Annotated in this window: 18 protein-coding genes, 1 tRNA gene and 2 pseudogenes; 8 read left to right on the forward strand and 13 right to left on the reverse strand. The window is 36.0% G+C overall.

What is annotated here, in order from left to right; translation table 11 throughout:
- Positions 1 to 18: 18 nt before the first annotated feature.
- The 4 genes and pseudogenes from F972_RS03925 (at position 19) to F972_RS03940 (ending at position 5,485) form a co-directional block, all read left to right on the forward strand.
- Positions 19 to 94 (forward strand) — tRNA-Arg (locus F972_RS03925).
- A gap of 129 nt (positions 95 to 223) precedes the next feature.
- Positions 224 to 1,483: pseudogene (locus F972_RS03930) on the forward strand (tyrosine-type recombinase/integrase).
- A gap of 215 nt (positions 1,484 to 1,698) precedes the next feature.
- Positions 1,699 to 3,504, forward strand: a complete 1,806-nt coding sequence (locus F972_RS03935; RefSeq protein ID WP_004681573.1) for an ATP-dependent nuclease — start codon at positions 1,699 to 1,701, stop codon at positions 3,502 to 3,504.
- Complete coding sequence (locus tag F972_RS03940) at positions 3,488 to 5,485, forward strand: UvrD-helicase domain-containing protein (protein ID WP_004681574.1); 1,998 nt, start codon at positions 3,488 to 3,490, stop codon at positions 5,483 to 5,485. The genes F972_RS03935 and F972_RS03940 overlap by 17 nt, the downstream gene beginning before the upstream one ends.
- A 112-nt stretch (positions 5,486 to 5,597) precedes the next feature.
- On the opposite strand, the gene F972_RS03945 is transcribed toward F972_RS03940, so the two are convergent.
- The 7 genes from F972_RS03945 to F972_RS03975 all read right to left on the reverse strand — a co-directional run bounded on the left by F972_RS03945 (position 5,598) and on the right by F972_RS03975 (position 10,715).
- Positions 5,598 to 5,825: a helix-turn-helix transcriptional regulator gene (locus tag F972_RS03945; protein ID WP_004681576.1), complete on the reverse strand. Its 228-nt coding sequence runs from the start codon at positions 5,823 to 5,825 to the stop codon at positions 5,598 to 5,600.
- 96 nt (positions 5,826 to 5,921) lie between these two features.
- Complete coding sequence (locus F972_RS03950; RefSeq protein WP_004681578.1) at positions 5,922 to 6,851, reverse strand: recombination directionality factor; 930 nt, start codon at positions 6,849 to 6,851, stop codon at positions 5,922 to 5,924.
- Positions 6,852 to 7,009: 158 nt separating this feature from the next.
- Positions 7,010 to 8,065, reverse strand: coding sequence for a YqaJ viral recombinase family nuclease (locus tag F972_RS03955; RefSeq protein WP_004755987.1), 1,056 nt, complete (start codon positions 8,063 to 8,065; stop codon positions 7,010 to 7,012).
- A 101-nt stretch (positions 8,066 to 8,166) separates the two neighbouring features.
- Complete coding sequence (locus F972_RS03960; protein ID WP_004681580.1) at positions 8,167 to 9,198, reverse strand: DUF932 domain-containing protein; 1,032 nt, start codon at positions 9,196 to 9,198, stop codon at positions 8,167 to 8,169.
- 250 nt (positions 9,199 to 9,448) lie between these two features.
- The gene (locus F972_RS03965) at positions 9,449 to 10,072 is read right to left on the reverse strand and encodes a hypothetical protein (protein WP_004681582.1); all 624 of its coding nucleotides are present in this window, start codon (positions 10,070 to 10,072) and stop codon (positions 9,449 to 9,451) included.
- 42 nt (positions 10,073 to 10,114) lie between these two features.
- Positions 10,115 to 10,426 carry a hypothetical protein gene (locus F972_RS03970; protein WP_004681584.1) on the reverse strand — a complete coding sequence of 104 codons (312 nt, stop codon included), beginning with the start codon at positions 10,424 to 10,426 and terminating at the stop codon, positions 10,115 to 10,117.
- A gap of 4 nt (positions 10,427 to 10,430) precedes the next feature.
- Positions 10,431 to 10,715 (reverse strand): hypothetical protein, encoded by a 285-nt coding sequence (locus F972_RS03975; protein WP_004681585.1) that lies wholly within the window; start codon positions 10,713 to 10,715, stop codon positions 10,431 to 10,433.
- Positions 10,716 to 11,306: 591 nt separating this feature from the next.
- On the opposite strand from F972_RS03975, the gene F972_RS03980 reads away from it, so the two are divergent.
- From F972_RS03980 to F972_RS03995, 3 genes are all read left to right on the forward strand, one after another.
- Positions 11,307 to 11,564 (forward strand): hypothetical protein, encoded by a 258-nt coding sequence (locus F972_RS03980; RefSeq protein WP_004681588.1) that lies wholly within the window; start codon positions 11,307 to 11,309, stop codon positions 11,562 to 11,564.
- Positions 11,565 to 11,877: 313 nt separating this feature from the next.
- The gene (locus F972_RS03990) at positions 11,878 to 12,132 is read left to right on the forward strand and encodes a hypothetical protein (RefSeq protein ID WP_004681590.1); all 255 of its coding nucleotides are present in this window, start codon (positions 11,878 to 11,880) and stop codon (positions 12,130 to 12,132) included.
- The gene (locus F972_RS03995) at positions 12,129 to 12,884 is read left to right on the forward strand and encodes a hypothetical protein (protein WP_004755991.1); all 756 of its coding nucleotides are present in this window, start codon (positions 12,129 to 12,131) and stop codon (positions 12,882 to 12,884) included. Before F972_RS03990 ends, F972_RS03995 begins: the two co-directional genes overlap by 4 nt.
- A 25-nt stretch (positions 12,885 to 12,909) precedes the next feature.
- Here F972_RS03995 and F972_RS04000 read toward each other — a convergent pair whose 3' ends face one another.
- The 5 genes from F972_RS04000 to F972_RS04020 form a co-directional block, all read right to left on the reverse strand.
- On the reverse strand, positions 12,910 to 13,470 hold the full coding sequence (locus F972_RS04000; RefSeq protein WP_004681592.1) for a hypothetical protein: 561 nt from the start codon (positions 13,468 to 13,470) through the stop codon (positions 12,910 to 12,912).
- A gap of 2 nt (positions 13,471 to 13,472) precedes the next feature.
- The gene (locus F972_RS04005) at positions 13,473 to 14,051 is read right to left on the reverse strand and encodes a ComF family protein (RefSeq protein ID WP_004681593.1); all 579 of its coding nucleotides are present in this window, start codon (positions 14,049 to 14,051) and stop codon (positions 13,473 to 13,475) included.
- A 251-nt stretch (positions 14,052 to 14,302) separates the two neighbouring features.
- The gene (locus F972_RS04010) at positions 14,303 to 15,268 is read right to left on the reverse strand and encodes a YagK/YfjJ domain-containing protein (RefSeq protein WP_004681595.1); all 966 of its coding nucleotides are present in this window, start codon (positions 15,266 to 15,268) and stop codon (positions 14,303 to 14,305) included.
- Between the two features lie 264 nt (positions 15,269 to 15,532).
- Entirely contained in the window at positions 15,533 to 16,990 is a 1,458-nt protein-coding gene (locus F972_RS04015) for a hypothetical protein (protein ID WP_228127115.1), read from the reverse strand.
- A 272-nt stretch (positions 16,991 to 17,262) separates the two neighbouring features.
- A complete protein-coding gene (locus tag F972_RS04020; protein ID WP_004755994.1) occupies positions 17,263 to 17,859 on the reverse strand; it encodes a hypothetical protein in 597 nt (198 codons plus the stop codon).
- A gap of 487 nt (positions 17,860 to 18,346) precedes the next feature.
- Here F972_RS04020 and F972_RS04025 point away from each other — a divergent pair, with 487 nt between their 5' ends.
- Positions 18,347 to 19,465 (forward strand): Fic family protein, encoded by a 1,119-nt coding sequence (locus F972_RS04025; protein ID WP_004755996.1) that lies wholly within the window; start codon positions 18,347 to 18,349, stop codon positions 19,463 to 19,465.
- 151 nt (positions 19,466 to 19,616) lie between these two features.
- On the opposite strand, the pseudogene F972_RS04030 reads toward F972_RS04025, so the two are convergent.
- Positions 19,617 to 19,815, reverse strand: a pseudogene (locus tag F972_RS04030) (IS4 family transposase); the annotation flags it as partial.

Genomic DNA, 19,815 nt, shown 5'->3' on the forward strand with positions numbered 1-19,815 from the left:
TTACAATCACCGCACTATGCGCCCTTAGCTTAACTGGATAGAGCAGTTGCCTCCTAAGCGACCGACGTGGGTTCGAGTCCCGCAGGGCGCACCATTTTATGGTTTATTTTGATATAAAACATTCCACCCAAAAATAAAACATACATTAAATTCAAATATTTAATTAAAATCAAATCTAATTTAGTCTATAAATTTCCAACTTAATACATATTTTTTTGCGGTAATTTTTACGGTAAGATGTACTACCGCAAAAACTCTTACCGTAAAAAGGCCAAAAATAGTTATACCACTTACAGATACCAAGATTAAAACTATCAAAGCAGACTCTACAAAAGTTCAGAAGCTTGCCGATGGTAATGGTTTATTTTTGATTATCTCTAAGACTGGGGATAAGAGCTGGAGATTTGACTACTCACGCCCCTATACCAAAAAAAGAAATTCCTTAAGCTTTGGTTCCTATCCAACAGTCACTCTAGCTGATGCAAGAATTAGACGTGAAGAAGCCCGTACCCTTCTCTCTCAAAATATCGACCCACATGTTGAAAAAGTTAGAATTGAGAATGAGATATTAAATACGAATAATAATACTTTCCAAAATATTTCAAATGAGTGGATGGCAAAGCAAGACTTTGCTGAATCAACGATTAAAGGGCAACAACGCTTATTAGAAGTAATCAATCAGCATATTGGTAAAATCCCAATACATGAGATTAAAGCCATGGATATCCTGAAGGTTTGTCGAATTTATGAAAAAGAAGGCAAATTAGAAACAGCTTAAAAGGTCAAAGTGAAATGTGGTCAAGTTCTGCGCTACGCGGTTTCTATTGGATTTTGTGAGCGTGATGTTACTCAAGATTTAAAGGGAGCCATCTCCCCTCCCAAAGTGACACATATGGCCGCTTTGGTAGAACCTAAAGATTTTGCCTTACTCTTACGAGACATTGATCATTACGAAGGTTCAGTAATCACTCGATATGCTCTACGTATTGCTCCTCTAGTTTTTGTTCGCCCAGGCGAATTAAGACATGCTAAGTGGCAAGATATCGACCTTCAAAAAGGCTTGTGGAGTTATACCCCTCCAAAAACAAAATCAAAGACAGGTGTCCAGCACATTGTCCCTCTATCAACGCAAGTCATTCATTTGCTTTCAGAACTTGCTCAAATAACAAAAGCTAGAAGTGAGTATGTATTTCCTGCAATCACTTCCAACTTAAAGCCCATGTCAGAAAATACCATTAATCAAGCTTTACGCCGCTTAGGTTATACCAGTGAACAAGCATGTGGACATGGTTTTCGTGCTTCTGCGCGTACAATTTTAGAAGAAGTTTTAGAATTTCCGATTGAATTGATTGAGCAACAGCTTGCCCATCAGGTAAAAGATATGCATGGTCGTGCTTATAACCGTACTAAGCATTTAGAGAAGAGAAAAGAGATGATGCAGAGATGGGCGGATTATTGTGATGAATTGAAGGCTTCGTCATAAAAAATAAACTAATACTAGCTCACTCAAATAAAAAGGCTAATTAACGGGGGCTTTGAGGGGGAGTAAATGAATCAAATCTCGTAATTATTAATGCAATCCTAATAGAATAAAAAAGCTAAGGGGGACTAAGTTCATAATGGATTTATTTTTAAAATCACAAACTTATGATATAAATAATTTATACAAGAATTTACTGACTTTAAATAGCATAACTTATGTACTTATCAAACATAAAACTTTGGAACTTTAGAAAATATGGTGAAGTTGCCACTACATTTGATCTAACAAAACCTAATTTAGACCTTAACTTTACCAAAGGTCTTAATGTGCTAATTGGTGAAAATGATTCTGGAAAAACTGCAATAATAGATGCCATTAAATTGGTTTTAAAAACTCATAGCTACGATTACATCAAGGTAGAAGATAAAGATTTTTTTGATGGCTCTACACGATTTAGAATTGAGCTTGAATTTTGTGGCTTAACTGATGATGAAGCTAAAAATTTTACAGAATGGTTAGGATGGAAAGGTACTGGAGCTGATACCCAAACATTTTTAAAGTTAAATTATGATGTTACGCGTAATAAAAACAAAATTAATCCATCAGATGTAAAGGCTGGTGCAGACTCAGAAGGCTATCTATTAACAGCTGAAGCCAAAGAATATCTGAAAACAACATATTTAAGACCTTTAAGAGATGCTGAAAATGAGTTGATCTCAAAACGAAATTCTCGACTTTCTCAAATTTTATTAGGCGATCCTACTTTTAAAAACAAAGATCAAAATCATGAACTCGTTCATATGTTTGAAGGTCTGAATACAAATTTAAAAAAATATTTTAAAGGAGAGGAAATAAGTTTTATTGATAAAGATGGTAAAAAAACAACTGAAACATATGAAGATGGAAAAATAATTAAAGAGAAAATTGATGGTTACATCAAAAAATTTTATAACGATGAGATTTTTACAGAATTTAATGTTTCATCCACAGAATTAAAAAGCATTTTAGAAAAATTTTCTCTTTTTTTAGAGTCTCAGAGAAATGTAGGTCTAGGTACTTTAAATCGACTTTTTATGGCAGCAGAATTACTTCACTTAAATAAAGAGGATTGGCATGGTTTACGTTTAGGATTGATTGAAGAGTTAGAAGCACATCTGCATCCTCAGGCTCAGATGCAAGTGATTGAAGCATTACAACAACAAAAACAAATTCAACTCATTCTTTCAACCCATAGTCCAAATTTAGCCTCGAAAGTCAAATTAGAAAATTTAATTCTCTGTAATAAAGGCAATGCTTTTCCTTTAGGGAAAGAATACACAATGCTAAAGCCTGATAGTTATAAATATCTAGAAAAATTTCTCGACACCACTAAGTCAAACCTGTTCTTTGCTAAAGGAGTGATTCTAGTAGAGGGATGGGCTGAAGAAATTCTAATTCCAAGTTTCGCTAAAGCTATAGAAATAGATTTAACAGCCAAAGGAATATCTGTCGTAAATATTGGTGGTGTTGGTTTTCAACACTTTGTCGATATTTTTCTTCGAAAGCAAGAACCTCATATGACTATTCCTGTTGCAGTGATTACAGATTCCGATGTAAGAACTTATGAAAAAGTTGGCGAAGACTACAATCCCAAATCTTCTAAAGTACTAGGAAGTGAAATTGCAAATAAACTTAAAGAAATTAATGAAAAATCGAATCAAAATGTTAAATATTATGCTGCTGAGCAATGGACTTTAGAATATTCTATTTTTAAATCCAAAAAACTTACATCCTCATTTCAAATACATGCTAAAGCAATTCATACTAAAACTTCGTGGGATAGTAATTTTGAATTAGAGCTTGCTAAAAAATTAATTAACCAAGGACTAAAAAAAACAGAAATAGCTTATCGTTTAGCACATGATTTAGATGTGGAAATGAAAAAAGAAAAACCTGTTAGAACTATAAATTTACACGAAACAGATTCGACAGACAGTATTTATTATTTAATCGAGGCGATTCGATATGTCACAAACAGTTGAAATCACAGATGAAGATATACGATACGCTGAAAATATTTTATTACCTCAAGGCAAAACTTTTGATGATGAACGACGTAAATTTATCTGTAATTTATCTACGATAGATTTACAAGCAGTTCCTGGCAGTGGAAAAACAACAGCTCTTTTGGCAAAACTATTAATTTTAGAAACTAAGCTCCCTTTATCTGATGGTTCAGGAATTTTAGTTTTATCTCATACCAATGCAGCAGTGGATGAAATTAAAGAAAGAATTCATCAATACTGCCCAAAACTTTTTCGTTATCCTCACTTTATTGGAACAATACAAAGTTTCGTAAATGAATTTTTAGCTATCCCTTATTATCTTTTTAAACTTAAGAAAAAACCTCTACGTATTGATAATGAAATATATGCAGAACAAATAGAATTTGCTCTTTCATACAATACAAAAATAGCTCTTTCAAAACGCAGCATAAATTATATTGATATATTAAGTAATTCATTTATAAGTAATAAACAAATTTTGCAACATTTTTGGAGTAATGACGAAGTAACTATTCCCAAAATTGGTAGCCATACAAATACATATAAAGAATTAGCAACCATAAAAATTAATTTACTAAAAACTGGCATTCTTAGCTTTGGTGATTGCTATGCTTTAGCACAAAAATATCTAAGTAATTATCCAATTATCCACAAAATTATTAATAAAAGATTTCAATATGTATTTATTGATGAAATGCAAGATATGGATACTCACCAATATGAGCTTATTGAAAAGATATTTACAGAAAATAATGATACAAATACTATAATTCAAAGAATTGGAGACAAAAATCAATCTATTTATAATTCAATAAAAGCTGAATCAATTTGGCAAGATAGAGGCAATGTTCTTCACCTTTCAAATAGCCAACGTTTAAGTAGACCAATCGCAAATATTGTTAAAAATTTTGCACTGTATCCAGAACATTGTACGGATATTCAAGGCATGAATGAATGCCAGCTTAAACCACATATATTATTATTTTCAGATTCATCTATTAAGAACGTAATCCCTTATTTTTCTCAACTTGTGCAACAATATAAAGGTTCTGGTGAACTAAACTGTCTTCAAGACAAGCCTCTAGAAATAAAAGTCATAAGTTGGAATACCAATTGGAAAGATGATGAAGATAGCCGCTCTAATCTCACTAAGCTTAGATTAGAAGATTATCACCAAGCTTTTAAAAAAAATGAGCAGAAACCTAAAGAAGACTACAAATGCTTAAAAAGTTATATTCATTTTTATGATAAAAAACATACTACTTTATCTATGATTAGAAAAAATATTTTTCATGCTCTACTTAAGGTTTTAAGAATTGAAAATATTTCGACAAATGAAAATCGTCTTTATACCATTTCAAATTTAATTAACCACTTAAAGGTAAACTCAGAGCTAAATTATTCAGATCTAAACTTAAAAGTATATCAATGTTGTTTAAAAGTAGTTAGAAATGAAAAAAATCAAGCTTTGTCTGACTTACAAACTTATATTCCTGTATTCATTTCTTATTTTAAAGAAAATCATAGGCTTTCTCCAAAATGTAGTGATTTTATCAATAATGATAAAACTGGTCTTGATCAATCTAGTCAAAATCATTCCTCTGTTTCAAATATGATTGAAGAAAATAATCTCAAAATCGAAATAGCCAGTGTCCATTCAGTAAAAGGTCAAACGCATGATGCCACACTATATTTAGAATCATTTTTTAATCAAGGGTATGGAAACTATGAGTCAGAACGTCTTAGAAATCAGTTTTTAGGTATACAAACAATTCCTCAAACTCTTGGAACACAGAAAACTAGCCATGATAAAATTATCCAATCAACAAAAATGGCGTATGTAGGATTTTCGAGAGCAACTCAGCTACTTTGTATAGCAATACACAAAGCTAGATTTGAACAACATCTAAAGACAATAGATCGAGATATATGGGAGATTAAAGATATATCCAGTTAAAAGAATTGATTGTTACAATTAGTGTAATTCATAGAGTTCTATGAATACGAAGAATAGCTTAAAATTTTATTTCATTTTCTACAAAAAATAAGGGAGCCGAAGCTCCCACCTTTTATCGACTCGCCAACTTAGATTCAATCCATTGATTGATTTCCCAAGCTGACCACCCAACACGACCAACTGTTAAATTCGTCTGTTTGGGAAATGTTGGATCATATTGTTTATGACGCTCATCCATAATGTTATAAATCGTTGCACGACTTAGCCCCGTAATTCGCATAACCTCTTTCAAGTTAATAATCTGATTCATCTGAAAGGTTTGACCTGTGAACGCATTCATGATGTTGACTCCTAATCATTGATGCGAGCGGTGATTCGCTCAGATAATAGGGCCGTCCAATAAAATTTTACTGAGTCCAATCTCGTCCACCCCCATCTAATTCACCGCCCTCACACTCCCCTGTAATCCTTTCTGAATATCCTGTACAAAACCATCCTTTTGATTGAATATAGGTTTCGCCTTAGCTTTTGAGTCAGGCTGTGCCTGCTCAGACTCAACAATCTCATCCGCATAAAACTCCTCCACCAAATCCAATCCCTCTTCCGAATTCACCTCAAACCGTGCATTGCCATAACCCTGCCGTGCTATTGCATCCAATGCACTTTGATTAAATCCAGAAGCTTTGCTTTGCTGATCTATATCCTTTGCCATTTGAATGGCTTGTTGCAGATTCACGCCATCACGTAGTGTTAAATCCACGTAATACACAGGTGTACGATAACTTTGTGTGGTGGATTTACCTCTTAAGGTCAATTGCAACGGTAAGCAGGACAATAAGCCATTGGAGGCTGCATGGTAATAACTGAGTCGTGCTGCCAAAGTGCGAATGCTGTTAAAACCTGTGGTTCTAAAGATAAATGTACCCAGTTCATCCGATTCATCTAAATTGACATGTAGCCTTCCATAAGGTTTACAGTTGCCACCTTGTGCCAAAGGACATAAGTCAGGTGATGGACATGGATGTTGTTCAATCCCTTGATTGGTCAGCCGTTGGCAAGTTTCACCATTACCAACACACACTGGACGTCCTGTTTGGCGGTCAAATAAGCTGTACTCTGCACGTAGATTCAATTCAGGATCATTAAAGATCATACGGACTGGTATGGTTCTGAGTTTTTGGTTTTGTGCTTTAACTCGGAGTTGTTCATCAAGCGGATGCTTCACCCATCCTTCTTTGCCTTGGATTTGGCTGGTAATCGTGAACTGGTCATCCTTTTCGGGCAATCGTTTACCGTTCTTTTCGACCACCTTACCGATACTGATACGTCCAAGTATGGGTGGTGTAATCGCTAAACCTTTGATCATGTTAATGTCCTCTATGCTGCTGTATGGTTTGGAACTGTTTTGTGTTGTTTGGTTAAAAATGAAATAGACATAAAACATCCCATGCGCTGAGGCATGGGATGTTTAGGCGGTCTGTTTTAATGTTGAGTGGTTAAAGTTTTGCTTAGGCTAAATCGGTTTCAATCATCATTGCTGTAGATGTTGAAACGCCGTGAACCTAGTTTGCTTTGTGGAAATTGATTCAGATATTCAGGATGCTGTTTAAGTAAAGCCTTGCTATCTAAGCTGATTGAGTCTTTAGACTTCTTCCACGTCACTGAGCCGTTGGTGAATGTTGCACGCTCTGCCTGTTGCATCTTGGCTTGCAATTGATGTTTAAGCAGATCAAATTGTTCTTGATGCTTTTCAATTTGATTGCGTGCTTGAAGCAGTTGCTCAAACTGTTGATTAGCACTTTCGTCTTCGGATAAATCCGTGGAGCTGAGTGGCACATGTTCGGGATAAAGCAGTTGTAAAGCTTTGGCTGCCGATTCACTGGCATCTGCTTCAGGTGGCGTATCCTTTTCCACGCATTCCCAAAAGTAACGTTCAGCATTGATAATGTGTTGAATCACTGATTCAGAGCGAGTGACTTTAAAAATTCGGGTTTCATGTCCACAGATTAAGACGCAGATATGTGCAGCTTGCTTGCCTGTCACTGCCAATTGGTGTTGCACCTGACACAGCACGTATAAAGGCACACCATCACGCCACAGTTTGGCACCATATTCCCCTGCTGTTTTACATTCCAAGATTTGTACATCGGCATCACCTGTTACGGAGTAATCCAAATTGGCGAGCATGAAATGTTTATCAGGTTCAGGATGTTGTAACACTGCATTGACCCGACGGACTTTGTAGTTCGTGTGCATGCTGTAGTATTCAGCCACCAAGGGTTCAAGGCGTTTGCCCCAGTACAGAGGTGCATGCCCTTCACTTTCATCTTCGATGCTTTGTTGAATTCGTCCTGTTTTGATCATCCATAGTTCGAGCATCGACATATAAGGATTGAGCCCACAGGCTGCGGCACAATCACTACTGCCGATGCCTTGTCGACGTACTGCTAACCATTCAGCTTGGCTGAGTTTCTTGGTATCCACAAAGCGTTTGGCTGTAAACAGTTTGGGACGATTAGCATGGGTATTGACGATTGGATTCGGTGTTACATTTAGAGGCATGTTTAGTGCTGTATTCATGATCATTTCCTATTTTGTAAATTTCGGGCATAAAAAAGCCACATCCGAAGATGTGGCTTGCTGTTGTATTTGGGGTGTATTGGTTGGTTAATGAATTGAAGTTAGGCAATTATCCTTAAAGCCTGTTCCAATCCACGTTGTTTTAAGCCTGCTCCTGCACCAAACCAAGCTGAATCAAGTCGATGATCCTGACTCATGGCTCGACGTTCATGGTCAGCAAATTCTGTGATCGAGCACAATAAGCCATAGGCTGTATCTTTGGCTGAACTGAGTTCTGCCCCACGGCCATGCCCATTAAACATGGTCATGACTTTAGACATGGCTCGTCCATTCGGTTCGGTTTTTGTGGTCTCAGCCTGATTGGCAACATTGCGATAGAACTGAATAATGCTGTCATCCTGTTCAGCAATACTCAAGCTGGTATTGTTAAATACAGCATCGAAGTAGGCTGCTGCTTCTTGTTGAGTGACTTTACGCTGACTGAGTTGCTTCATTTCATACATGTGCTCTTCCCATACACGAACGGATATACCCAATTGTTGCTTAATTTTCTCGGCATCAAACTTGGTGCTGTGTGGCACTTTGACCACGCCTGCACTGCTATTCTGTCCTTTTAAAGCAATGGCTAAGGTGTTATTACACACCACACGAATACTGGTGAATTGTGCTGTAGTGGCTAAAGTTCCATCACAAGCGGTGGCAAGAAGAATATAGCCATTACTGACATCTTTACCTTTCAGTGCTGAAGTCTGTCCTGTTCGTGCTAATGCCCAGAATTTCTTGCCACCTTTAAGTACCCCTGCGGTTTCTAATTCAAAGCCTGATTGTTCGGTCAGGTCTTTATAGAAATTTAGGATTTCCATGGGTTGCACCTCTTGATAGCGTTGACTGACTACAGAGAGTGGTGCATGAGTATCGGAACGGTATAGCACTCGTTGTTCTTCATAAGGCATGATGATGCTTTGCCCACGTTCATTCTGTGCCATATAGCTAACATTGGAGGATTCAATGCGCCAGTCCATGCCTGCCTGCTGTGCCCAGACTTCAATTGGTTGGTTTTGCGTGAGCTGGTTGCCTAAGCCATGCCAAGGGGTTTCGCCAACATAGGCCATTTGTTCAAGTTGATGTGCCATAGATTTTGTCCTTATAAACAAAAAGGTTGCTGGACTTCATCCCTTGATTGGAATGAAGTCCAGCAGCCTGATTTAGATTGGTCTTGTGAATATGCTTATTAAGCCTTATGTAATAGGCTCAATAAACGCATTCAATGTATTGATTCATCTTTATGTTATATAAGTGAAATTTCTTTCAATATGCTCATATGCTTCAACGACTCAACTGTATAGTGCGTGGTTCGTATGTAGAATAAATATCGCCTTCAGCCTACTGCGGTGACATCACAATTTCACGCCCATCCTTCAGTACTGCAACCACCTCTCTGACATTCCGTGGATCACAATTTAAGAAGAAACGCATGGATTTCCCGTACAGAATTGGATTGGCACCATCACGGTAATCGGCTCTACAGTTACCACGATTCACCACCACTCGATCCAGTGTAATGCTATCGGATAATGAAATTAAATGTAGATAAGCAGTTTCAACCTCATGCTTTCCACCAAAGACCTGATTCTTGATTTCAATGCGGTATTGCATGGATGCATCGCCTTGGTCGGATGGCGTTTGTTGTGCGTCCTTCTCGGCTTCCTGTCTATTCAGGGTTTCCCATTCATCCCAGCCTTTGGCAATAAACTCTCGTATTTCCGCAACGGGAGTGACTTCCAAATTACTCAGGTAATAACCTGCTGTAGCTGCCGTTTCTTCACTGGGTGATTTTTCTAAAGACTCTAAGTCCTGTAATTCTTTCTCAGTCAGTTTTTCAACTTTGACCGCTGGTTTGGCTTGTTCAGTTTTAACTGCGGTATTCTGTGCTTGTGTTGCTTCTGGTTGCTTTTCACAACCGACTGTGAACATGGCAATGGTTGCCAACATCATGATCTTTTTCATTTTATCTCCTCCCCCTATTCCCCTTATGCTTAGGCATTCACATCAAGGTGCTGGTCTATCCATGCATTGTTGGTAATATTTATCTTTAAAGACTTGTTTGGTTTTTTCGAAAGTTGCCGTCCCACCTCGACCATATTCAAAGGCGTCATGAATCATCGGTCTGAGTTGTTCTCTCAGCTCATCGTTATCGCCTGCAAGCATGTAAGTCGCTTCGGCAAAGCCTCCATAGGTCAAGCGTGCCTGCATCACGCTTTCAGCCACATTAGCTTCTTCTTGACAGGCTTTCTCTTGTTTGGAGCTACAGCCTGTAAGCAAAGCAATTGCGACTATCAGAAGTAATTTATTGTTGAACATGTTCTTACCCCCTGCATTTGCCTACGGTATAACCTCTGGCAAAGTCCAAACGACGTCGGTCTTCATCATTGGTGATCGGTACAGTAAAGAACGGCTTGCCGTATTGTTCACGAATGCTGTCATAGCGACAGCTACAGGCTTCTTCATTTTCCACTGCGGTTTTAATGGCTGTATTTGGATACATGCATTGTTCGATATAGGCTTTACGGTCTTTGGCATCCGTAGATGAACAGGCAGCTAAAACAGGTAAAAGGAATACAGCAAGCATGCTGAATGTTTGAATTTTCATAAAGCTCCCCTCTGGTATTGTTCTGTATTGAAATCAAAATTTAAGACACAACGACGCATACTCCCGAGTCAGGAAGATGTTCGGAAATGAATAAAATGAGACGAATAAATCCCATCAACTGCTTGGTGAAAAATCAGTTGCTTGAAATAGAATTCAGTACAGTAAGGGGATGTTTTGAATGACCATGACGGACTCCTATATGCATAAGAAGTTCTACCGAATCACTGTCAATTGATTATGGTGGCAGAACGAAAAGGGGTTGACAGACTGGGCATATAGAACCAGCACGCGCGAACGCGTCCCCCTCCCGTTCTACCGCAAAGGGGGACGAGAAGGTTTCGCACAAGACTTATACTCAGGAAGAATATAAGTACCTGATACGCTATACGCTTGGTCTGTCAAAACCAACTGACAATGTAGGTCAGCACGCTAAGAATAATGGTGAGGGCAAGCTAAGTCAATTCAGGTGGTTAGGAATACGGCTTGAACTTAAACTTTTATAATACTATTTAATAAAATGTTTGATCTTTATCATAAAGTTGTTAATACTCATACTTCATTTATCTGCAGTATTTAAAGAAGGTAAAGAAAATGAGTCTAGAGCGTTTTAAAGCACAAGCAATTCGAGATCTAAATATTTATGAAGCAACGCCTGCAATCACAAATGAAGAATGGATAGCTTTTGCTAAGCAACTTGTTGCTTCAAATTCAAAAACAATAGCAGAAGCAAAAAACATATTCCTAGAAATGTTTGAAAGTAAAGAAATTATTTTCATTGCATGTGAGAGTGTCGATAACACGGATTTAAATGCTCTATTAATGATGGCGATTCAAATAAGTAAAATTTAAAAATATAATTGTTAACATAAATATTTAAACTACTGTTTTTATGGGGGGGGTAGAATGTCTGACCAAGACTTAGCTTATCATCTACAGATAAAATTCGGATTATCTTATAATGAACCGAACTCATATCAAATATTAGCTATCAAATCGGACATCAACCAAATTGTTAGAAGTGGTAGAACACCAACCCAAGCCGATTGGATAAGGATCATTGGATTTCACTGCAGAACTATTGGGACACATTCTCGATTTGGAGTTGATAATACAGATTTGAATTTTTTACTTTTATTAGCAATCCAAACCAGTAAGTAGCAATATGAATATTAATGATTTTAAGAAAGAAGTTTTTTCTACTTTTCACATCTTTAAAGTATCTCCAGACATAACTGATCAGGAATGGCTAGAGTTCTCAAAAAAACTTGCTCAATTAAAACCTAGAAATAAAGTTGAAGCATCCAAGCTTTTACATAGTTTTTTTCCACGTCATAAATTTACAGTTATGGCATTTGATAGCGTTGATAACACGGATATTAATGCTCTTTTACTTATGGCTATTAATTTAAACAAATGAGTAATAACTCTTACAGCTCTTTCGAAAAAGAGCATGCACAAAATAAAGAGACATATATATCTCTTTTAAAGGATGTAATTTCCAAAACAAATAATAAAACTATTAAGACTGAAGATGTTCTAGAGTACCTAGAAAAAGCGACAAAATACTTCTCAATTGCAGAGAGTTATTCACATAAGATTCTTAATGACAAAGCTGCGCTAAAAGGTTTTGCTGTTAGTAGTTTTGCAGATGATTGCTTTGCAATCTTAGAAACTTATTTACTGCATATTACATTGTTAAAACAATTATTTAACTCTCATATCTCTCATATTGATCTTAGCAAAGCAATTTCGGAGAAAGCACTAACTAACACTCAGAGAATAACAGTACAATATTCAAAAAAAGGGGTTCCTGAATTAAAGCAACGCTTTAAAGATTTAGAACTAAGCACAAATGGCTTTGATACCAAAGCAACAAAAAGTGAGTTTAATCTAAGCATGTCTGATCGTTTATCACTTATTATTGGCGGTGTTGGGCTAGCACTCATACTTATCATTTCTTTATTCATTCCAAGCCCTACTAACTGGCAACAGGTAGTACTAAGAGCTATACTCTCTTTAACTATAGGAATACTTATTTCAACTGTTCCAGGTTTTTTACATATTAATTTAACGGGGAAAATACTTGATAATAGATATAAAATTATAGCAACGGGATCTATCGCTGCATTTGTTATTATTTATATGTTCAACCCAGCATTTGTAAGTTAATTTTTATAGGGCTAACTATTGAGCCCTATAAAAAACTTGGTTGCATATTGCTCTTTCTAAGTAATTCAATATTTTTAGAAATATTAATTTTTTTATCTGCATTTTTCAGGGATAACTCTGACATTTTTTGAGTAATTAATAAGAACTCATCAACATTATAAACACGTTGGAATTTCTTTTCTTGTTGAAGAAAAACTGTAACTTTTTTATTTTGCTTAATAAGCTCAATAATATTCTTTAATGTCCCTGTACTTTTTTTATCCCAAAGCATAACCCCAATGTCTGCATCATTTGCTAAAGCTACATCCTTAGCAGTAAAAAAATCTCTTGTACCAAATTTATAATTTGTAGCTATTGATTTTGTAGACCAATTGCCTAGATTATTTCTTACTATAGTACCACTATGGTAAATAGTGACTTTACTATACGTTTGAATATTAAGATAATTTTGTACAGCTTTATCAATTCCATCAGCATCACCAAGGATAATTTCATATCCTTGGTTGATCATCTTATCAATACGTTTAGTTACTGATTCATCTAGTTTTTTAATACTGATAGAACCAGCAATAAAAATTTTTTTCACTGCTATTTCCAAGTTAATGCTGCTACATATATATCTTTAACTTTAGGATATGAGCTTAACACATTACAAGCAGCCTCCATAGTAGCCCCTGTATCAAATAGATCATCTATAAGTAACACATTCCAACATCCAGCATTTCGAATGCCATCATAGAGTGAAAAACTATTAGCTAAGACTGACTCTTTTTCCTCCCTTGTTTGTAAATCCTTAAGAGAAGTTCCATTTTTTGTTTTATGTAAAATATTAGTAAATACTGGTATATTTAGAGCTTGCCCAAGCCCTTCTGCTAACCCATATACAGGCTGGCGATCACGATTATTAGATGCAGGCATAGGAACAATGAATCCTATCTTTTCACTAAAATGTTCATTTATTACTGAAGATAGAGAGTCAACTAAAGTAGGTATCTGATTCCAATCATTTCTATATTTTAATAAAAATAATGATTGACCTATGTCAGATCTTTTAGTGTCAAACATAGGACGACCATATTCATTTTCACCAAGATATTCACTCTTTAGAACATGCTTATCTAAAACAATTCCTTTTTTCCAAGGACCATTGATTTCCTTAACATTCATATGACTATTGATCTCTAATCAAAACCAGATTGATAACTATGCAAAATACAATTAAAACATAAATTACTAAAAACAATTTAACATAAAATCTACCAGCAAAACATAAATTCAAACCTACATAGAGCATCTAAATTTCGCCCATAGGAAACGAGCCAGATACGGCTCATTTCCTTAGAAACTCCAATTTGCATTTTTAGCTAATAGTATATAACTCTATCCTACTGTATTGAGATGTATAGCCTTGTCCTCAATCAACATGAAGAACAGCCGAAAGCCCTCATACCTTTCACACGAACTCTAAGCCGTTGGTCAATCTTTTTAGCGGTTATACGAGCTAAATAGCTATACACAGCTTTAAGCCTTTCTAATCCTATTGGATCGTCACGACTAATCATACCCAGCCCATTCAAATACTTGTAACGTTGAGCTTCTTGTCTACGTCCTGTATTTACTCGCTGTGTGTCATTCTCTTCTAAATCTTCATCCGCATGTTTACAGGTATGACAATTCCAATAATAACCAAGCCCTTCCGTGATTTTATCCATCCATACCCTACCCACCCATCTAGCAAGCTTGCAGTCATACGTAGATGTAGAACCATCATAGATCAAAAATAAATGAACGTGATAACTGCCTTCTGGTGCCTGCTCTAAACACCAAGCATTCAGTTTCAGGTTTTTAAAACACTTATCCTTATTTGCCATACGGTTACGAAGCCTTTGAACGTGTCGATTAAACATTTCAATATCAACCATATGCTGTTTATCCACGTGATACTTCAAATCCACCCTGACAATAAGATTACGGCTATAACGATGGAATAATCTCTCTACAGCTGTTCGAAGTTTTCCTAATCTCCTCTTAACACCAAACTTATACTGACGAAGATCACTCAGGACTTTTTTCTTATTAACTTGGAATGACCAACTATAAGCATCTAATAACCAATCACTTATTTCTAAAAGAGATGCATATGTGTATTGACCATCTTGAATGTGCTTAAAGCTATAAAACTCATAGCTAGCTAAAAACTCAAATAAACCAACGTAGTCTGCATATACATGATTACAGGAATAAACTTGTTCAAAGGCATCTAGCAATCTAACCAGTTCAGGTAGGTCTTTTCTCTTCAAACCTTTGTTAATAATCCTTTTTGTAAAAGATTCAATTTCAATCAGCAATCTTGGTTCATGGAGAGTGTGTTGGTGAATGTTCATGATGACTAATTCCGTAATATGCTCATCAGATCAGGTGTTTGAGTATTTTTTAATTCTTAATCTTTAGTTATATAATTCATATATATAATATCTACTACAGCTTTTCAGACAAAAAAATGCCCTAGGATTCATTGGAATATAGAAACATTTCAATCTATTTACCTTAGGGAATGTTAGGAAATTGATCATTTTGAGCAAAGCTAAAGTTATTCAACGCTTATGGTCAAATCTCAAGGAGGAATCACATTGAGCATACGTTATCAATCATGATGATTGGCTGCCCTCTGTGGTTGAAATTTTCTTAGATTTTGGTTCCTGTCCTTTCGTATAACGTTTGATTTTCTTACCATTTTCCATATCCACCCATAGTATAAACAAGTCCAAAAAGTAAAAATAAGGTAAATAGTATTTCAGGAAGCTTTTCCGAAGGTCTTTATCAATGGTTTCAATTTTTAAAACCTCATGTCTTAACTCGGCCTTTGGAGCAAAAATATTGCAACTACGCATGCTGTAATGTATTTCATTCGCTGAGTTACTCAGTTTGTTCTTTTCGTTATAGCGTGCGATAAATTTACCCAAATACCGCCTTAGCTTCTCTGGCAAATTGGCATCTTGCAGCTTGGGTTGATATTCAAAAAACAAGGTTAAATCCGCATAAGTTTGTCTGCTCTGCCGCTGTACACAGTCATATTGATCCCAACGCAACAAATAGCCTCTAAGCCAACTTAGTGGTTGTGCTGACTGACCCACTCGTAAGAATTCAGTCAGAATCGATGATTGCTCTGTCTGATTCAAACTTTTGTTTGGGATAGTGAACTCGATACGGATACGCAAGGCATAAACATCTTTGGCTAGCAAATAACGAGTGTACTTGGTGAGTTTTTTTAAATTGCCATCTAAACTTGTTTTAGATTTTATAAAATCGTGATGTGATAGCTCATTCTTTAAAATGCTCATTTTTTCATTAAGTTGAACTATGATTACGTCATTCAATGGCGGAGATTGAAGCTCTTTCAACTTACTCCAATTTGCCTGCAAAAAACTTAAAAAGGACAATACATTTTGAGAACGGAATTGTGCTTTTAACACGTACTGAAAGAGATCTGGCTCATTAAGTAAAGTTTTAAAAATACTCAACCACATCCGACCCAATCGAGTGTGCATTTTTGAATATTCTTCAGGTGAGAAAAAACCAAACAACACTTTGTTCGGAATAATAAATAATTCAGGTTTCACCGCTTTTAGGGTTTCGCAAAACACTTCTATTCGCCCCAACAGATAACCTATCGTTAAATGCCCACCTTCATTGACTGGCAAATATGAATATTCTGAATAAGTAAGGTCAGCGTAGCTCAAATATTGCTGTGCAGGTTTTGCTAAATGTTTTCGATGAGCAAATATCCTTGTATCCTGTTCACTTAGGTCATTGAGGATACAATAGCCTTTGGATAGCGACTCTAAATTCTTAGAAGTAGGTAAAGATGATGATTGCAGAGCCAAACATCCATCTTTTATCCGATGTGGGTTAAAACCTAAATTAAATTTAAAAACCTGTTCTACAGCAAAGAAGTAGCTAAATATCCAGTACCAACTTTCGTTTACGGCTGCTACATCACTTTTTTTGATGAAGCCAACTGCCTTTTTATTAAAGTGTTTGCGAACAACATCATTCCAATTTCTAACAGTGTACTTATCCGACAAAGTAGAAAAAATACCTGCCAACTCTTTCTTGAATTTTAGGATAAATGTATTCTCAGGAAAGTGCTGTGTTTCCTTAAGAATCAAAACAAAATGTAGATTGATGCCAAATTCCTGACTTGGTTCCAGTTTAAACAAGTAATGAATAAGTGTGTTTAATCCATCAACTTTCTGCAAGATCGCTTTTATTTTATCCTCAAAGTCTGAATACAATTTTAGGTAATCATCCTCCCCCTTTGGTTGATCTCGATGAATTGTCACATCGAAGCAAAAGACATAAATCTGCTCATGTTCATCTAAATTTTTTTGAATGTTTGCTCGTACTGCTCCTCACAAACATCTAGGCCCAATTGTTCATCAACAGAAGAGTCTGCTAATACTTTCGGCTTCAATCTTTCTAAGAAATCAAAAAAAATATCCAGCTCATAATCTTTAAATTCGCTTGCTACAAGCGGATGAGAATCAACACACAATCTCATTGCACTTTGCCCTAAGCGCATATTCAAATTTCGTATTAGACCATGATTGCATTGATCAAGCTCATGATTAAAACCTAGATATTGTGAAATTTTTCTAAAGATAAAAAAATCAAAATGATCCCGTTCAGTTAAAACATCACGAGGATATCTCAGACCATTAATCCATTTATTCAGCCCTACACGCTGCCCAACAGTCAAATATGGAAGTTCATCAAGTGTTGGTTCCAGATCATTCTTGAGCACCAGCAACAACTGATCATAGTTTTCCAATAGATCAATTGTCTCTCGAAAAATAACAACTTCATGTTGCTGATTTCTTTTTGACACTCGTTGAAACGACAAAGGATATTTATAGCGAAGCACCTTATACAAATCATTCTTTATTATTCGTTTAAGATAATTGTACTTTTCCATACTAATCCTTTATATTTAGACGACTATAATAAAGTCTTACTTTTATTAATCAGTATTTATTTTACATTAAAATCATTATTTTAATAGATCATTATTCACTATAAAAAATGAATATTAATTAACACCAAAAACAACAATTCTACGTATAAAAACTGGCTATATCCGTTATTGCTTGGAGTAAAGAGTAATGGAGGCCTAAGACCTGAACCAAACTTTCAAAAAGTAAGTGAGTTATGCTTTTAAAGTATGGTAGAGAGCAATCAAGAAATTTGATAAAAGATAGGCTTTGCAATAGATGTGAATTGGCCTGAACAGTTATTATTTACTATTTCTAATTAAAAAAAGTGATTCAGCAATAATGTACCCCTCATTCAATAGAGGTACATGAGTATAAATGAGCTCATTAAACATTACATTCAACTCATTTATTGAGCCGAATATGTGTTATATTTAGCTCACCTTGGAAAGACTCTAAGTGGAGATTAAGATGCAAGATTGGATTTGGCAAAGTGACAACTGGGTAAACTTCACATGGGAAGATGAAATCATCTTACCCAAAACCAGACAAATTCATCAAAAAATTGGAATCCTACTTGGGCAAAGTCAACATGATTTAGCCAAAGAACAATTCACTTTAGATACTCTACTTGCCAATCTTGTAGCGTCATCAGCGATTGAAAATGAGACCTTAAATGTGTATTCATTACGCTCCTCACTTGCTCGTCGTTTGGGTGTTACCCTTGAACAACCTTACCCAAGTTCAGACCGATCTGAAGACTTAACCAACATCATGCTGGATGCGCTTAATAACGTAAAGCAACCACTTACTGTTAAACGTCTTATGCAATGGCACCAATGGCTTTTTAATGACCCTGATTGGACAATGCAGCGTTTACGTATTGGTCAACTCAGAGGTTCAGAACCAATGCAGGTTGTCTCTGGTCGATTGGACTATCCGACCGTTCACTTTGAAGCACCTCCTAGAGAAGGACTAGAAGAACGTTTAGAAGCTTTTATAAATTGGTTTAATCATAGTCTAACCGATGCGTTGCTTGACCCACTACTTCGTGCAGGCATTACTCACTTATGGTTTATCACACTTCACCCTTTTGATGATGGTAACGGTCGTATTACACGTACCCTCACAGACCTTGCATTAGCACAAATGGATGAACAGAGTATACGTTTGTATGCGATGTCCCCCGTTATATTAAATAAACGCAAAAGTTATTATGAAATATTAGAACAAACCCAAAAAAATGATTCCAATATCACCAATTGGCTTGTCTGGTTTTTAGATACTTTAAATGACAGCCTTGAAACGACGCTAAAGCAAATTGATCGAACATTGTTTAAGAGCCAGTTTTGGCATAAATATTCAAACTTAGATCTTCATGAAGGACAACGCAAAGTATTGAATCGTTTATTGGATGGAGGGGAAAATGGTTTTGAACATGGTATCAGTGCCTCACAATATCAAAAGGTTGCTAAAGTCAGTAAAGCAACGGCTACTCGTCACTTATCTGACTTGCTCGGAAAAGAGTGTATAATCAAATTGGAAGGTGGTGGGCGCAATACTCGCTATCAGATCAATACTCAATTATAAATAGAGTACTTTTATTTTTTACGGTATAGTTTGCGGTAAAATCAATTTAATTCATAAATTATAAACTTAAAATTCAATTATATAACATAATAGTTCGAGTCCCGCAGGGCGCACAATCACAATAAACAAATATCTCTGTACACGACAAATTTCACAGAACCCTTATCCTATCAGGATTCTGCTTTCTTAAAATTGCCAAAATTTCCTTAAACTCTTCTTTTTTCCCAAAACCAATTAAATGCTGAATCGCCATTTGAACATAGTCTAAACCATAGCGAAATAAACTCATTGAGAGTCGTCCATGCTTCTTTATTTTTATCGCTTTTTTTGATTATGTTGCCATTCACCCG

Source organism: Acinetobacter sp. CIP 102529 (assembly GCF_000368325.1).
Taxonomy (GTDB): domain Bacteria; phylum Pseudomonadota; class Gammaproteobacteria; order Pseudomonadales; family Moraxellaceae; genus Acinetobacter; species Acinetobacter parvus.

Bases quoted from the DNA above. Each gene is read 5' to 3' on its own strand.
- F972_RS03935 (WP_004681573.1), top strand. From the start codon at position 1,699: ATGTACTTATCAAACATAAAACTTTGGAACTTTAGAAAATATGGTGAA.
- F972_RS03940 (WP_004681574.1), top strand. From the start codon at position 3,488: ATGTCACAAACAGTTGAAATCACAGATGAAGATATACGATACGCTGAA.
- F972_RS03945 (WP_004681576.1), bottom strand. From the start codon at position 5,825: ATGAATGCGTTCACAGGTCAAACCTTTCAGATGAATCAGATTATTAAC.
- F972_RS03950 (WP_004681578.1), bottom strand. From the start codon at position 6,851: ATGATCAAAGGTTTAGCGATTACACCACCCATACTTGGACGTATCAGT.
- F972_RS03955 (WP_004755987.1), bottom strand. From the start codon at position 8,065: ATGAATACAGCACTAAACATGCCTCTAAATGTAACACCGAATCCAATC.
- F972_RS03960 (WP_004681580.1), bottom strand. From the start codon at position 9,198: ATGGCACATCAACTTGAACAAATGGCCTATGTTGGCGAAACCCCTTGG.
- F972_RS03965 (WP_004681582.1), bottom strand. From the start codon at position 10,072: ATGAAAAAGATCATGATGTTGGCAACCATTGCCATGTTCACAGTCGGT.
- F972_RS03970 (WP_004681584.1), bottom strand. From the start codon at position 10,426: ATGTTCAACAATAAATTACTTCTGATAGTCGCAATTGCTTTGCTTACA.
- F972_RS03975 (WP_004681585.1), bottom strand. From the start codon at position 10,715: ATGAAAATTCAAACATTCAGCATGCTTGCTGTATTCCTTTTACCTGTT.
- F972_RS03980 (WP_004681588.1), top strand. From the start codon at position 11,307: ATGAGTCTAGAGCGTTTTAAAGCACAAGCAATTCGAGATCTAAATATT.
- F972_RS03990 (WP_004681590.1), top strand. From the start codon at position 11,878: ATGAATATTAATGATTTTAAGAAAGAAGTTTTTTCTACTTTTCACATC.
- F972_RS03995 (WP_004755991.1), top strand. From the start codon at position 12,129: ATGAGTAATAACTCTTACAGCTCTTTCGAAAAAGAGCATGCACAAAAT.
- F972_RS04005 (WP_004681593.1), bottom strand. From the start codon at position 14,051: ATGAATGTTAAGGAAATCAATGGTCCTTGGAAAAAAGGAATTGTTTTA.
- F972_RS04010 (WP_004681595.1), bottom strand. From the start codon at position 15,268: ATGAACATTCACCAACACACTCTCCATGAACCAAGATTGCTGATTGAA.
- F972_RS04020 (WP_004755994.1), bottom strand. From the start codon at position 17,859: ATGGAAAAGTACAATTATCTTAAACGAATAATAAAGAATGATTTGTAT.
- F972_RS04025 (WP_004755996.1), top strand. From the start codon at position 18,347: ATGCAAGATTGGATTTGGCAAAGTGACAACTGGGTAAACTTCACATGG.